Annotated in this window: 9 protein-coding genes; 5 read left to right on the top strand and 4 right to left on the bottom strand. The window is 73.0% G+C overall.

The annotated features are described in order from the left end of the window. Positions 1–60: 60 nt before the first annotated feature. Together putP and bglX are read right to left on the bottom strand one after the other, a co-directional pair. Positions 61–1,563, bottom strand: a complete 1,503-nt coding sequence (putP, locus tag ACGFML_RS16205) for a sodium/proline symporter PutP (RefSeq protein ID WP_393544129.1) — start codon at positions 1,561–1,563, stop codon at positions 61–63. A 190-nt stretch (positions 1,564–1,753) separates the two neighbouring features. Further along, the gene (bglX, locus tag ACGFML_RS16200) at positions 1,754–4,060 is read right to left on the bottom strand and encodes a beta-glucosidase BglX (protein WP_393544127.1); all 2,307 of its coding nucleotides are present in this window, start codon (positions 4,058–4,060) and stop codon (positions 1,754–1,756) included. Between the two features lie 301 nt (positions 4,061–4,361). Between bglX and lanKC the strand changes: the two genes are divergently transcribed. The 4 genes from lanKC (at position 4,362) to ACGFML_RS16180 (ending at position 10,799) form a co-directional block, all read left to right on the top strand. Next, on the top strand, positions 4,362–6,950 hold the full coding sequence (lanKC, locus tag ACGFML_RS16195; RefSeq protein ID WP_393544126.1) for a class III lanthionine synthetase LanKC: 2,589 nt from the start codon (positions 4,362–4,364) through the stop codon (positions 6,948–6,950). Between the two features lie 60 nt (positions 6,951–7,010). Beyond that, positions 7,011–7,148, top strand: a complete 138-nt coding sequence (locus tag ACGFML_RS16190; RefSeq protein ID WP_393544125.1) for a SapB/AmfS family lanthipeptide — start codon at positions 7,011–7,013, stop codon at positions 7,146–7,148. Between the two features lie 118 nt (positions 7,149–7,266). Then, on the top strand, positions 7,267–9,039 hold the full coding sequence (locus tag ACGFML_RS16185) for an ABC transporter ATP-binding protein (RefSeq protein WP_393544124.1): 1,773 nt from the start codon (positions 7,267–7,269) through the stop codon (positions 9,037–9,039). Between the two features lie 68 nt (positions 9,040–9,107). Beyond that, positions 9,108–10,799 carry an ATP-binding cassette domain-containing protein gene (locus tag ACGFML_RS16180; RefSeq protein ID WP_393544681.1) on the top strand — a complete coding sequence of 564 codons (1,692 nt, stop codon included), beginning with the start codon at positions 9,108–9,110 and terminating at the stop codon, positions 10,797–10,799. 100 nt (positions 10,800–10,899) lie between these two features. On the opposite strand, the gene ACGFML_RS16175 is transcribed toward ACGFML_RS16180, so the two are convergent. Then, positions 10,900–11,487, bottom strand: coding sequence for a LuxR C-terminal-related transcriptional regulator (locus ACGFML_RS16175; protein ID WP_393544122.1), 588 nt, complete (start codon positions 11,485–11,487; stop codon positions 10,900–10,902). A gap of 535 nt (positions 11,488–12,022) precedes the next feature. Next, a complete protein-coding gene (locus tag ACGFML_RS16170) occupies positions 12,023–13,006 on the bottom strand; it encodes a TauD/TfdA dioxygenase family protein (RefSeq protein WP_393544121.1) in 984 nt (327 codons plus the stop codon). A gap of 364 nt (positions 13,007–13,370) precedes the next feature. Here ACGFML_RS16170 and ACGFML_RS16165 point away from each other — a divergent pair, with 364 nt between their 5' ends. Then, complete coding sequence (locus ACGFML_RS16165; RefSeq protein WP_393544119.1) at positions 13,371–14,600, top strand: ROK family protein; 1,230 nt, start codon at positions 13,371–13,373, stop codon at positions 14,598–14,600. Positions 14,601–14,623: the final 23 nt, after the last annotated feature.

Below are 14,623 nucleotides of genomic sequence, written 5' to 3'. Positions count from 1 at the left end.
GGAACGCGACGTCGCAGACGCTTCGCCGGCGTCGACCGCCCGGACGGGGCGGCAGGGAGCTCAGGCGACCGGCACCGAGGCGCTCCCCGTCCGCTCTCCGGAACCCGACCAGTTGCGCCGGGGCGGGCGGCCGACGAACCTCCCGAACAGCAGCGCGGCCGCCGTGGCGGCGAGCACCCCGGGGACCATCTCGTAGATGCCCGACCGGAGCGGCCCGAGGAGGGGGTCGATGTGCTTCCACAGGACCACGGTGGCCGCTCCCGTCACGATGCCCGCCATCGCCCCGGCCCGGGTCATGCGCGGCCAGTAGAGCGAGAGCAGGATCACCGGGCCGAAGGCGGCGCCGAAGCCCGCCCAGGCGTACGCGACGATGTCGAGTACGGCACCGCCGCTGAGCGCGATGACGTACGCCACCAGCGCGACGGCCACCACCGTGGCGCGGGCCGCCAGCAGCATCGACGCGTCCGAGGCCCGCCGCTTGACGAACGCCCGGTAGAAGTCCTCGGTCAGGGCCATCGCGGAGACCAGCAGCTGACTGTCCGCTGTGGACTTGATGGCGGCCAGCACGCCGACCAGGAGGAGGCCCGCGACCCAGGGGTTGACCAACTGGGCGCAGAGCTCGATGAAGACGGTCTCCGGGTTCTCCAGGGGGTGGTCGAGGGCGGCGATGCCCACCAGCCCCACCAGGGAGGCGCCGGTCAGACAGATGACGACCCAGCCCACGCCGATGCGGCGGGCCAGGGGAATCTCGCGGGCGCTGCGGATACTCATGAAGCGGACCAGGATGTGGGGTTGGCCGAAGTACCCCAGGCCCCAGGCGAGCAGGGAGATCACCGCCACCGCGCCGAGCGGCGCGCCGGTCACCCAGCGGCTGCCGTCGAAGGTGGCCCGGACTCCCATGTCCACGAGGGACGGGCTCTTGTGGCTGAGCACCCGGTGCAGGGCCCCGAAGCCGCCCAGTAGTCCGATCCCGATCGTCGGAAGGGCCACGGCCGCGCAGAACATCAGGGTGGCCTGCACGGTGTGTGTCACGCTCAGCGCACGGAACCCGCCCAGGACGGTGTAGACCACGATCACCACGGCGAAGACGGTGAGCGCGAACTCGAAGCCGCCCCCGAAGATCCCCTCGAACAGCACGCCCCCGGCCAGGAGTCCGCTGGCGACGTAGACGGTGAAGAACACGACGGTGACGGTTGCCGAGACCAGGCGCAGCATCCTGCTGCCGTCCTCGAAGCGCTCTTCGAGATAGGCCGACAGCGTCTTGGCGTCGCCGGCCAGTTCGGTGTACGTGCGCAGGCGCGGCGCGACCAGCCGCCAGTTGAGGTAGGTGCCGACGGCCAGGCCGACGGCTATCCACGTGGCACCGATGCCGGCCGCGTACACGGCCCCGGGCAGTCCCAGGAACAGCCAGCCGGACATGTCGCTGGCCTCCGCGGACAGGGCGGCCAGGGGGGCGCTCAGCCGGCGCCCGCCCAGGGCGAACTCGGAGAACGTCTGGGTTTCCTGATAGCTCCAGATGCCCACGGCCACCAGGGCGAGCAGGAAGATCCCGAATGTGATCATGACCGGTACGATCAGGAGTGTCACCACTGCTCCAACGGTGCGGCGCTGCCATGAATTGCGGGGCCTTGGGGCCTCCTTCGAGGAGGCCCCGGGTGAGAAGGCTCCGGTGCCAGCAGACCCTACGGATCCGCCTTCGGGAGCGGCACCCCTTTGACGGATGTGCCTGGCGATCGCGACCTCTCCGGCGCCGTCAGGTCAAGGTGAGCCCGGTCTTGAGCGTGGCGTCCGAGCTGTTGCCCGCGTACACGTCGAACTCGCCCGGCTCCACGAGGAATTCACCGTGCGGGTCGTTGGTGTGGAAGCCCAGTTCCCGGCGACCGAGAGTGAAGGCGACCGTTCGGCGCTCCCCCGGCTCAAGATGCAGCCGGGTGAAGCCGACCAGCCTGCGGACCGGCTGGACGACGCTGGCGACCTTGTCGCGGAGGTAGAGCTGGACGACTTCGTCGCCCGCGCGCGTGCCCGTGTTCTCGACCTCGACGGTGGCCCGGACCGTGGCCCGGCCGTCGGCGACGCTCTTCGCGCGCAGCACCTCGGTGGCGAGCTTCGGGGCGGTGAGGGTGAAGGTGGTGTAGCTGAGGCCGTGCCCGAAGGGATAGAGCGGAGTGTGCGGGAGGTCCAGGTACTTCGAGGTGTACTTGTTGTCGGGGTCGAAGGGGCGGCCGGTGTTCTCGTGCGCGTAGTGGAGCGGGAGCTGTCCGGTGGAGCGGGGCAAGGTCGCCGGCAGCTTGCCACCGGGGTTGACCTTGCCGAAGAGGAGGTCGGCGACGGCATGGCCGCCCTCGATGCCGGGGTGCCACGCCTGCAGGATCGCGTCGGCCCGGTCGGCGATGGCGGTGAGCACCAGGGGGCGGCCCGAGAGGACGACGACGGCCACCGGCTTTCCGGTGGCGGCGACCTTCGCCACCAACTGGGCCTGGACGCCCGGGAGGGTGATGTCGCTGCGGGCGGCGGCCTCGCCGCTCTGCGCGGCCTTTTCCCCCACGACGACGACCACGGCATCGGCGGCCCTGGCCGCGGCGACCGCTTCGCCGAAGGAGCTGGTGTCGTCGCCCTCCACGGCGCAGCCGCGGGCGAAGCGCACGGTGGCTTCGGGGGCGGCCTGCTTGATGCCGTCCAGTACGGAGACCGCGGGGAAGAGCGCGGCGCCGATGCTCGCCCAGGTGCCGTGGAGTTCCTTGGTGTCGTCGGCGAGCGGGCCGATGACCGCGAGGGAGGGGGTCTTCGGTGACAGCGGCAGGGTCTTGTGCTCGTTGCGCAGCAGGACCATGGAGCGGGTGGCCGCGGTCCGGGCCGCCGCTCGGGCCGCCGCGCTCGGTTCGGTGATCTCCGCGGCCTCGTCGGCGTAGGGGTGCTCGAAGAGTCCGGCGCGGAACTTGACACGCAGGATGCGGGCGACGGCGTCGTCCAGCCGCTGCCGGCTGATCTTCCCGGCCGCCAGCAGTCGCCTGCCGTGCTCCGCATAGGTGGTGGAGACCATTTCCATGTCGACGCCGGCGCCCAGGGCGAGGCGGGCGGCGTCGGCGCCGTCGGCCGCGATGCCGTGGGCGATGAGCTCCTGGACGCCGGTGTAGTCGCCGACGACGAAGCCGTCGAAGCCGAACTCCTCGTGCAGGATGTCGGTCAGGGTGTGTCGGTTGGCGTGCGCGGGCACGCCGTTCACCGTGTTGAAGGACGCCATGACGGTGGCGACGCCGGCGTCGACGGCCGCCTTGAAGGGCGGCAGGCAGACATCGCGGAGCCGCCGCTCGGAGACGTCGGCGGTGTTGTAGTCGCGGCCGCCCTCGGGGAAGCCGTAGCCGACGAAGTGCTTGGCGCAGGCGGCGAGCCGGTCCTTGGCTCCGTAGTCCTCGCCCTGATAGCCGCGGACCTTGGCGGCGGTGAGCTTCGCCGTCAGATACGGGTCCTCGCCGCTGCCTTCGGCCACCCGGCCCCAGCGCGGCTCCCGGCTCACGTCCGCCATCGGGGCGAACGTCCAGTGGATGCCCTGGGAGGCGGCCTCGCGGGCGCTGGTCTCGGCGTCGGAGGCGGCCACGGCCGGGTCGAAGCTGCTGCCCTGGGCGAGGGGTATCGGGAAGGTGGTGAGGTAGCCGTGGATGACGTCCTGGCCGAAGAGCAGCGGGATGCCCAGCCGGGACTTCTCCACGGCCGCGCGCTGGAGGTCGTTGCACTTCTTGGCGCCGACGAGGTTGAGCACCGAGCCCAGCAGGCCCTTCGCGGCGAGCTCGGCGCACTTCTTGTTCTGGCCCTCGCCCGGTCCGGTGTCCGCCTGCCAGGTCAGCTGCTGGAGCTGACCGAACTTCTCCTCGACGGTCATCTTGGCCAGCAGCGCGCGGACCCGGCGTTCGGTCTTCGGATCGCGGGGCGGGCGTGCCCTGGTGGGGGTGGCCGCGGCGGCGGGGGCCGGCAGTGACACGGACGCTCCGGTACCCGCGAGGACCGCGGCTCCCGCGGATGCCTTGAAGATGTGACGGCGGCTGATGGATCCGGGACCGGACACCGGCGACTCCTCGCTGCGTGGGCACACCGCCGACGTGGGCCGGGGTGGCCGATCAACCCGCTGATGGCGTACGGAAGTTAAGTCATCCACGCGTTACGGCGTCAAGAGATTGAACACGGGGCAGGCAAATCGGGCGCCGGTCGCTTCATGGCCTGTACCGACCGCCGACGCACGGGTGTCTTCACAGAAAACATGCATTTCTCACGCCCCCTTCGTGACATTCATGACTGTTTCACGACTCCGCGAGGTGACAGCGTCTGCGTGTCAGCGGCCGACGGAGTGGGACGAACGAGGGAGCGGGATGAACAAGGGTTACGCGGTCTTCTGCGACGCCGACCGCCAGTTCTACGACGCTCCGCACCGGCTGTCGGCGGACACCACGGGCCGCAACACCCCGTACGCCACGCTCGGCCGTGAACTGCCCGAGGGCTGGCAGCGCCATCGCTCGGGCGACTGGCTGGCGTTCCGCCCGCTCGACCGTGAACTGCCCAGCCAGGGATGGAAGATCCACGTCTCGGCCTGCCTGGACAACGCCGAGCGGGTGCTCGCCAAGGTCTGGGACTACTGCGTACCGCGGTCGATCGCCTTCAAATGCATGCCGAGCCGCTATCTGCTGCACCTCCGCAACGCCAAGTACACGGACCGGGGCGCGAGCGGAAAGTTCCTCACCCTCTACCCGGCCGACCCGGAGCGATGTCGCGTCATCGCCGAGGACCTGGCCGAACTCCTCGCCGGCGAGCCCGGCCCGTACATCCTCAGCGACCTCCGCTGGGGCGCCGGTCCGGTCCATGTGCGCTACGGCAGTTTCACCGAGCGGCACTGCTACGACGACCAGGGCGAGCTCTGCCCCGCGATCGAGAACGACCGCGGAGAGCTGGTTCCCGACCGCCGGGAGCCGGCGTTCCGGGTGCCGGAGTGGATCACCCTCCCCGACTTCCTCGAACCGCATCTGGCCGCGCGTTCCGCCACCACCGTCACCGACCTGCCGTACCGCATCGATCAGGCGCTGCACTTCTCGAACGGCGGCGGCGTCTACCTCGGCCGGGAGCTGCGGACGGACCGGCGGGTGGTGCTCAAGGAGGCACGGCCCCACGCCGGCCTGGCCGCCGACGGAGCCGACGCCGTGACCCGGCTGGAGCGCGAACGGGACGCCCTGCGAAGGCTGTCCGGGCTGGGCTGCGCTCCCGAGGTACTCGACTGGTTCACGCTCGGCGAGCACACCTTCCTGGTGCTGGAACACATCGAAGGCCGGCCCCTGAACAGCTTCTTCGCCCATCGCCATCCGCTGATCGAGGCCGACCCGAGCCCGCAGCGGCTCGCCGAGTACACCGCGTGGGCCCTGCGCGTCCACCGGCTGGTGGCGGAGGCGGTCGAGGCGATCCACTCGCGCGGCGTGCTCTTCAACGACCTGCATCTGTTCAACATCATGATGTCCGAGGACGAATCCTCGGTGGTGCTGCTGGACTTCGAGGCCGCCTCCGTCGACGACCCCGCCAGTCGGCAGGTGATCGCCAACCCCGGCTTCGTCGCCCCCGCCGACCGCCGCGGCCGGGACGTCGACCGCTACGCGCTGGCCTGTCTGCGCCTGGCCCTGTTCCTGCCGCTGACCAGCCTGTTCGCGGTGGATCGGCGCAAGGCCGCGCATCTGGCGCGGATCGCCGCCGCACAGTTCCCGGTCCCCCGGGAGTTCCTCGACGCCGCCGTCACGGAGATCCTGCGCGGTCGGCCCGCCCCGAGCACCCCGGCGACCGCGGAGGACGACTACCTGCCGGTCTCCCTGGCCGACTGGCCGCACAGCCGGGACTCCGCGGTCCGCGCCGTGCTCGCCTCGGCCACCCCGGACCGGGAGGACCGCTTCTTCCCCGGCGACATCGCCCAGTTCGCCACCTCCGGGGGCGGCACCTGCTTCGCCTACGGCGCGGCCGGCGTCCTCTACGCCCTGGCCGAAACCGGTGCCGAGCGATGCCCGGAGGCGGAGGAATGGCTACTGCAGCGGACGAAGAACCCTCCGTCCGGCAGCCCGGTCGGCTTCTACGACGGCCTCTCCGGCGTCGCCTGGGTCCTGGACCGGCTCGGGCACCGCGAACGCGCCCTGGATCTGGTCGACATGGCAGCCACCCGGCGCTGGCAGGACATCGCGCCGGATCTGCACGGCGGTCTGGCCGGCCTGGGCCTGGCACTGGGCGAACTGGCCGACTCCACCGGTGAGAGCGGGCTGCTGGACCAGGCCCGGCGCTGCGTGGAGCTGGTCGCCGGCAGATTCTGGGCCGCCCGTCCGCCCGGTGGCGCCGCGGCGCCGCCCCGCGCCGGACTGCTGCACGGCAACAGCGGCGCCGCCCTGCTCTTCGTGCGGTGGTACGAACGCACCGGCGACACCCAACTGCTGGACCTGGCCGCCGACGCCCTGCGCCGGGACCTGGCGCGCTGTGTCACCGCCGTCGGCGGCGCTCTCCAGGTCGACGAAGGCCGGCGGACCATGCCCTACCTCGGCGCCGGCAGCGTCGGTATCGGCATGGTGCTCGACGACTACCTCGCCCACCGTCCGGACGACGACTTCGAGCGGGCACGGGGGGAGATCGTGCAGGCCGCCCAGGCCAAGTTCTACGCCCAGCCCGGGCTCTTCCGCGGCGCGGCGGGCATGGTGCTCCACCTCGGCCGCACCACCGCCACCGGGCCCGGCACCGGCGCCGCCGACCTGCGGCGCCAGATCGACTCCCTCTCCTGGGGAGCCGTCCCCTACCAAGGGCATCTGGCCTTCGCCGGGGAGCAGATGATGCGACTCTCCATGGACCTGAGCACCGGCACCGCCGGATGCCTGCTCGCGCTGGGCAGCGCGCTGCACGACAAGCCCGTGCACCTGCCCTTCCTCCCGCCGCCCAGGCGGCCCTGAAGCCGGCCCCACCGGGGCCGAACGAGAAACACCCCCGTCCCCATGACGAAAGGACCGATCATGTCGATTCTCGACCTGCAGACGCTGGAGACCCCCAAGCCCGAGACCACGGAGGAGTCGTACACCGGTGGTGGCGGCAGCCGCGCGAGCCTGCTCCTCTGCGGCGACAGCAGCCTGAGCGTCACCACCTGTAACTGACCACCGGACGCCACGGGCCCTCGGGCCCCGTAGCGACGAGGTCATGGCGGGCCCCGGGAGCACCTCGCCCGGGGCCCGCCAACCCGCTCAGATCCGTCCGACGGAGGCGAGGTCCCCCATGTCCACCCCACCCGGGCCCTCCTCACCCGCGCGGCCACCGGCCGCCGAGCGGACGCCGGACGCCGGCGCCGGTCCCGTCCTGACCGGCGCCTTCCGGCACAGCCCCGTGCACACCGTCGCCGTCTGCCTCTTCGGCGCGGCCGCCGCGGCCACGGCCGTCGCACTGCCCGCAGTGCTCGGGCACACCCTCGACCTGGTGCTCCGCGCGGACCCCGGCGTGGCCGATGCCGTCCTCCTGTGCGCCGCCCTCCTGACGGCGGAGGTACTCCTCGACGCCCTGGTGGCACTCACCGGGGGCGTCACCACGGCCCGCAGCACCGCCTGGCTGCGCCGGCGCGGCATCGACCATCTGCTCGCCCTCGCCCCGCACCGTGCCACCGGCCACTTCACCCCCGGCGACCTGGTGACCCGGCTGACGGGGAACGCCGCCGAGGCCGGAACGGCCCCGACCACCGCCGCCAACGGCCTGGCCGCACTGCTCACCCCGGTCGGCGCGCTGGTGGCACTGGCGCTCACCGACATCTGGCCGGCGGTCGTCCTCCTCGCCGGACTCCCCCTGCTGACCCGGCTGTTGCGTTCCTTCGCCCGAGGTTCCGCCGACAGCGTCCGGCAGTACCAGCGGGTGCAGGCGGAGATCGCCACCCGCCTCGTCGAAGCGCTCGGCGGCGCCCGGACGATCGCCGCGGCGGGCACCGAGCAGCACGAACGCGACCGCGTCCTGGCACCGCTGCCCGAACTCGGCACCCAGGGACGCCGCATGTGGGAGGTCTACGGCCGGGCGGTGGTCGGCAGCGGCATCCTGGTGCCGCTGCTGACCACCGCGGTCCTCGCGGTCGGCGGGCTCCGGCTCGCCCACGGCGCCCTGTCCGTCGGCGAGTTGCTGGCGGCCGCCCGCTACGCCGCGCTCACCGCGGGCCTGGGCGGAGTGGTCGGTCAGCTCAACGCCCTGGTGCGCAGCCGCGCCGCGGCCGGGCGCACCGCCGCACTGCTCGCGCTGCCCCCGGCGGGGCACGGCACCCGGCCGCTGCCCGCCGACGGCCGCGGACGGCTCGAACTGCGCGCGGTCACCGTCACCCGCGGCGGCGCCCCGGTGCTGCGCGGCGTCGATCTGGTCGTACCCGGGGGGACGACGATGGCGGTAGTCGGGCACTCGGGCGCCGGGAAGTCGCTGCTGGCCGCCGTCGCGGGGCGGCTCACCGACCCCGACAGCGGGCAGGTACTGCTGGACGGGGTGCCGCTCGACGAGGCCGAGCCGGACGGGCTGCGCCGCGAGATCGGCTATGCCTTCGAACGGCCGGTGCTCTTCGGCGACACCATCGGCGCGGCGATCGGTTTCGGGCCCTTCCGACCCCCGGACCCCGCCATCGAGGCCGCCGCCCGTGCGGCCGGCGCCGATGCGTTCGTCCGGCTGCTGCCCCAGGGCTATGCGACGCCGCCGGCCGACGCCCCGCTCTCCGGCGGAGAGTTCCAACGCCTCGGTCTGGCAAGGGCCTTCGCGCACGCCGGTCGGCTGCTCGTCCTCGACGACGCCACCTCCAGCCTGGACAGCGTCACCGAGCACCATGTGAGCCGGGCCCTGCTGCGGGACGTGCGGGCGGGCAGCCGGCTGTTGATCGCCCACCGGGTCTCCACCGCAGCCAGCGCCGATCTCGTCGCCTGGATGGAGGGCGGCCGCATCCGTGCCGTCGCCCCGCACGCCGTGCTCTGGCAGGACTCCCGCTACCGAGCGGTCTTCGCCCCGGCGGACCACGCCCCCCGGCCCGTCCCGTGAGCGCGACCGCCCGGCTGCTGCCGCGCGCCGTCCGCTTTCTGCGGGCCCGCACCCGTGTGCTGCTCCTGATGGGCGGCTGGTCGCTGCTGGAGTCCGCGCACACCTTCCTCGGCGGCTACGGCGTGGCCAGGGCGCTGGACGACGGCTTCCTGGCGGGCCGCACCGGCACCGGTCTGGCGTGGCTGGCCGTCGCCGCGGTGGCCGTCGTCATCGGCGGAGCGGCGGGCCGCGGCGTCTTCCGTGGGCTGGCGGACCTGGTCGAGCCGCTCCGCGACGGTCTGGTGCGGGCCGTCGTGTCACGGTCGCTGGCCCGGGCGCTGGCGGACCCGGCACGAGCGGCGGACAGCGCGGCGGTCTCCCGGCTGACCAACCAGACGGAGATCGCGCGGGACAGCTTCGCCGGACTGGTGCTGGTGGCCCGTTCCTTCGTGTTCACCCTGGCCGGCGCGCTGCTCGGCCTGTTCTCGCTGGCCCCTCGGCTGCTGCTGATCGTGCTGCCTCCCCTCGTCGCGGGCCTGCTGCTGTTCGCGGCCACCCTCGTGCCGATGGCGCACCATCAGCGCGACTTTCTGCGCGCCGACGAGGCGCTGTCGACGCGGTTCGGCGCCGTCGCGGAGGGACTGCGCGACATCGCGGCGTCCGGGGCGCGGCAGCCGGTCGCCGCCCAGGCGTACGCCCTGATCGAGGACGGGGCACGAGCGGGGCGGCGGCTTGCGCGGTGGGCCGCCGTCCGCTGTCTCGCACTCGGTGTGGCCGGCCAGTTGCCGGTGCTCGTACTGCTGGTCACCACCCCCTGGCTGCTGCGCGGCGGGCTCACGGCGGGCGCAGTGCTGGGCGCACTGACCTATCTGACCCAGTCCCTGCTGCCCGCCCTGCACACCCTGATGAACGCGCTCGGCTCGGCGGGCACCCGGCTCCTGATCGTGCTGGACCGCCTCACCCGGGACCCGGGGGCGCCGGCGGCCGCACCTGCCCCGGAGCCGCCCGCACCCGCCCAGGGCGCGCCGGCCGGGCCGGAGGTCGCGCTGCGCGCGGTGACGTTCGCCTACGGCCCCGGTGCCCAACCGGTGCTGCGCGACCTCGATCTCACCGTCGAACGGGGCGAGCACCTCGTGGTCGTCGGCCCCAGCGGCATCGGCAAGTCGACCCTGGCCGGGCTCGTCGCCGGGCTGCTGGAACCCACTTCCGGCGAGGTGCGGGTGGACGGCCGTCCGGCCGGTGCGGGAGCCGGTGCGGCGCCTTCCCGGCGGCGGGTCCTCATACCGCAGCAGGCGTATGTGTTCTCCGGGACCCTGCGGGAGAACCTGCTCTACCTCTGTCCTGACGGTGCGTCGGCAGCGGCCTTGGCGACGTCCGCGGACGCCGTCGGCCTGGGCCCTCTGGTGGACCGGCTCGGCGGCCTGGACGCACGGATCGACCCGGCGGCGCTGTCCCAGGGGGAGCGCCAGCTCGTCGCGCTCGGCCGGGCCCACCTCTCCCCCGCGCCGCTGCTGATCCTCGATGAGGCCACCTGCCACCTCGACCCGGCGGCGGAACGGCGGGCCGAGCGGGCCTTCGCCGAGCGGCCCGGCACGCTGATCGTGGTGGCCCACCGGATCAGCTCTGCCCGGCGGGCCGATCGCATCCTGGTGCTCGACGGCGTCCGGGCCGCCTGGGGCAGCCATGACGAGCTGCTCGGACGCTCGGCGCTCTACCGCGACCTGGCCGGGAACTGGCAACCGGATGCGCTGGAGCCGGATCGGGGGGCGCCCGGGCGGTGAGACCGGCCGGGGTCGTGCGGCCGGTGAGACCGGCGGCCATGGGGCCGGTGAGACCGGCAGCGGCCATGAGTCCGGCGGGAGCGGTCCGGGCCCCGCTCGACTACACCCATCCCGCACCCTGCGATATGCGGATGGCGTCGACGCGGTTCCGGGCACCGGTCTTGCGGTTGATCGCCGCCATGTAGTTGCGCACGGTCCCGCTGCTCAGATGCAGTTCGCGGGCTATCTCGGGGACGGAGGCGCCCCCCGCCGCGAGCGAGAGCACGCTCAGTTCCCTCGGGGTCAGCGGCATGTCGGCGGCCTGGAGGAAGTCCGGCATCAGCGAGTGGTCGACGTAGCGTTTGCCCGCCGCCACCAGGCTGATGGCATGCCGTAATCGGGCCGGTGGGGCGTCCTTGTCCACGAACCCCCGCGCCTGGGCGGCGACGGGCCGCCGGAGGGTACCCGGCCGGCAGACGCTGACGAGCACGAGCAGGGCGCAGCCCGGCCCGCCCGGGTGCCCCGTCGCCTGGACGGAGCCCGCGCAGTCGCCGTCCACGACGCATACCTGGGGGCGGAAGGAGCGGGCGCGGCCGGGCGCGGTCCCCCAGCAGGCGGCGACCGCGTCGATGTCGCTCTCGTCGCGCAGCAGTGCGGCGAGCGCCGAACGCATCAGCCGCGTCTCATGTACGACCAGGACCCGGATCACGCTCGCCCCTCCTGCCGGCCTGCGGTTTGCACTGCTGAATTGTCACGGCTGGCATTCTCGCCAGATGTCGCTTCGGAGTATCTGACCGGAAACGGTGGCCGCCCGCCCCGCCGGCGCAGGGGGTGTCCGGCGGGCTCATGGCAGGAGTCCACAAGCAGGCCGACGCCAAGCCGTCGATGGCAGCGGCGGCTTGGTAGGAACTTCACACACCCACGGGTCTTGTTTCCGGCAAAGACACACCACCGCAAACAGTGACTTCCCGCCATGCCGCCGTTGGCCGTTTAGCGCCCTGCTTCCGGGTCCCGGTGCGGATGTGACGGGTGCGCAGGTTGGGTCGTGGAGGGGCTCCGCGGCCCCTGAGGCCGATGCGTCGGGGCGAGCACCTCGGCCTCCGGCCGGGCGCCATCGCCGGGGACAGCCACCCGCCACCCCGAACACGACCCCGCCCCGCCGACAGCGCGGAGGCGGACGGCGGGGCGGAGGCGGACGGCGGGGCGGCAGACATCGGGACCCGGATGCGGGCCGGTCCTCGGGATCAGGACGCGGCCGGCGAGCCGTCCGTGGAGGCGCCGGAGGCGAAGCCGTACGCGGGCTCCGGCAGGGACTCCGGTGCGATCAGCACCGAGCGTCGGCCGTCCACGCCGACCGGCACCTCACCGTCGATGGTGACGCGGCGCAGGGTGCGCTCGTGGTCGTCGGAGTCGTCCACGCCGTAGTGCTGCGTGGCGCGGTTGTCCCAGATCGCCACGTCGCCTGCACTCCACTGCCAGCGGACGGTGTTCTCCGGGCGTTCGATGTGCGACTGGAAGATGTCGATCAAGCCGCGGGAGTCCCGGCTGCCCAGGCCGGTGAGCTTCTGCACGAAGTTGCCGAGGACCAGGGTGCGTTCGCCGGTCTCGGGGTGGACGCGCACCACCGGGTGCTCCGTCTGGAAGGTGACCGCGGCGTAGACCTTCCGGTGGTGCTCCAGCGCCGCCGAGGGGGCGTTGGGGCGCACCGCCGCGTAGTCGAAGTCGTTGGTGTGCACACCGCGGAGACCGTCGGCGAGCGTCCGCAGCGGCTCGGGAAGCCCGGCGTAGGCCGCCGCGGTGTTGGCCCAGAGGGTGTTGCCGCCGTACGGCGGGGCGACCTCGGCGCGGAGGATGGAGAACGCCGGATAGGCGGGGACGAAAGTGATGTCGGTGTGCCACCGGTTCGCCCGGCCGCCGTGCGCGTTGTCGACGCCGTAGGCGTAACGACCGTCGACGGAGGGGACGGTGGGGTGGGCGACGAGGGCGCCGAGCCGCCGGCCGAACGCCTCGTGGCTCTCCCCGTCGAGGTGCTGCTGGTTGCGGAAGAAGACCACCTTGTGCTCGAGGATCGCGGCGCGTACGGCGGCCACGGTGGCGTCGTCCAGATCGCCGCCGAGGCGGACTCCGGAGATCACGGCGCCGAGCCGGCCGCCGACCTTCCGGAGGGTGAGCGGCGCGGCGTGAGGAGTGGTGACGGCTTCGGCTTCCGTGACGGGGGCGGACGTCATGGGGTCTGGTCCCTTTCGATGGGCGGCTATTAAATGTTCTCGGAATAATTGTTCTCGGAGCGGAATGAAGTCCGCGCAGCCGAGTTTCGTACGGGAGGCGAGGGGCGGTGGCTCGGCCCGAGCGGCGCCGGGCTCTCCCGGGGCCGGGCCGGGAGGGGTGCCGCGGGACGGGCGCGTCCGCACGGGTGTCATGTCCAGGAGCATGGCCTGAAGCCCGAAGACGGGTCAAGGTCCAGCCGTTGCACTACAGGACCCTGCAATGCGGTTGACACGCGACCGCACCCCAGGCCCTTGCGTACTCGCCAAACCCCCTGTCCCCACGGCAGGTTGGTGCGCGCCACGTCAGGCAGGCAGAAAGGGCGTCATGCGGAACACCCCTCCCCCGGCCCCTCCGCACACCTTCGGTGACGGGCGCCGCGAGGCGAATGCCGCCGCGGTACTGCGGGCCGTGCTCGACCACGGGCCGGTGGCCCGCAGCGGGATCGCCCGACTGGCCGGACTGAGCCCGGCCGCGGTCTCCCGGCAGTGCACCGACCTGGCGCGGCTCGGGTTGGTCCGGGAGATGCCGGAGCTGGTGGCGGCCGAAGGTGTGGGCAGGCCGCAGATTCCGGTGGACCTGGCCCCGGGCCACGCCGACGGCCCGGTGGCGGCGGGTGTGCACATCGGCGTACCCCAGTCCACCTTCTGCCTGGCGGACCTGAGGGGCCGGGTACTGGCCCGGCGGACGTTCCGGCACGACGGGCTGCCGCCGGGCGCCCTGCCGGGCGAAGTGGGGCGCGGGCTGGCCGCGTTCCTCGCGCGGCACGCCACGGGCGGTCCGGTGCTGGGGGTGGGTGCCGCCATCGGCGGCCGGGTGGATCCCGGCTCCGCCACGGTCGTACGTCATGACGCGCTGGGCTGGCATCAGTATCCGCTCGGTGCCGAACTGCGGCGGCACACCGGGCTCCCGGTCCGGATCGACGATCACGCCCGGGCGGTGGCGCAGTCCGAGCTGCTCCTCGGGCGGTCGGCGGCCCGCCGATCCCTGCTCCACCTCTTCGTCGGCGATGTCGTCGACGCCGCGCTCGCCATCGCCGGGGTGGTACACCGCGGTCCGCGGTCGGGCGCGGGCGAGGTGGCACATCTGCCGGTACCCGACAGCACGGTCGAGTGCCCCTGTGGCCGCATCGGCTGCCTGGAGGCGACCGCCTCCGACACGGTGCTCGCCCGGCTCGCCACGGCGCGCGGCATCGTGCCGGAACCCAGCGCCGCGCTGCTGGTGGACGCGGCGGCTGCCGGGGACCGGCGTGCCGACACCCTGCTGCGGGAGCGGGCCCGTGCGGTGGGCCGCGCGACGGGGTTGTTGCTCGATGTGCTCAACCCGGAGCTGGTGGTGGTCACCGAGCAGTCGAGCCTGCTCAACCCGGAGTATCTGGAGGAGATCCGGGCGGCCGCTACGGAGCATTCACATCTCTGCGACGACCCGGAGCGGATCGTGGGCCCGCATGCCGGGCCCGCGGTCCTTCCCGTGGCGGCCGTCACGGTGCTGCTGAATCCGCTGTTCGGAAACCCGCTGCGAGCTCTCGGCGGCACGGGAGCGACATCCGTTTCCTGAGGACCGGCCTCGATGCGGACTTT

This window comes from Streptomyces sp. NPDC048650 (genome assembly GCF_043199095.1).
Lineage (GTDB): Bacteria > Actinomycetota > Actinomycetes > Streptomycetales > Streptomycetaceae > Streptomyces.
The sequence above is the reverse complement of the archived record's forward strand: the minus strand, read 5'-3'. Positions and strand labels throughout refer to the sequence as shown.

Excerpts from the sequence above, each read along its gene's own strand:
- putP (WP_393544129.1), bottom strand. The coding sequence starts at position 1,563 with ATGATCACATTCGGGATCTTCCTGCTCGCCCTGGTGGCCGTGGGCATC.
- lanKC (WP_393544126.1), top strand. The coding sequence starts at position 4,362 with ATGAACAAGGGTTACGCGGTCTTCTGCGACGCCGACCGCCAGTTCTAC.
- ACGFML_RS16190 (WP_393544125.1), top strand. The coding sequence starts at position 7,011 with ATGTCGATTCTCGACCTGCAGACGCTGGAGACCCCCAAGCCCGAGACC.
- ACGFML_RS16185 (WP_393544124.1), top strand. The coding sequence starts at position 7,267 with ATGTCCACCCCACCCGGGCCCTCCTCACCCGCGCGGCCACCGGCCGCC.
- ACGFML_RS16180 (WP_393544681.1), top strand. The coding sequence starts at position 9,108 with ATGGGCGGCTGGTCGCTGCTGGAGTCCGCGCACACCTTCCTCGGCGGC.
- ACGFML_RS16170 (WP_393544121.1), bottom strand. The coding sequence starts at position 13,006 with ATGACGTCCGCCCCCGTCACGGAAGCCGAAGCCGTCACCACTCCTCAC.
- ACGFML_RS16165 (WP_393544119.1), top strand. The coding sequence starts at position 13,371 with ATGCGGAACACCCCTCCCCCGGCCCCTCCGCACACCTTCGGTGACGGG.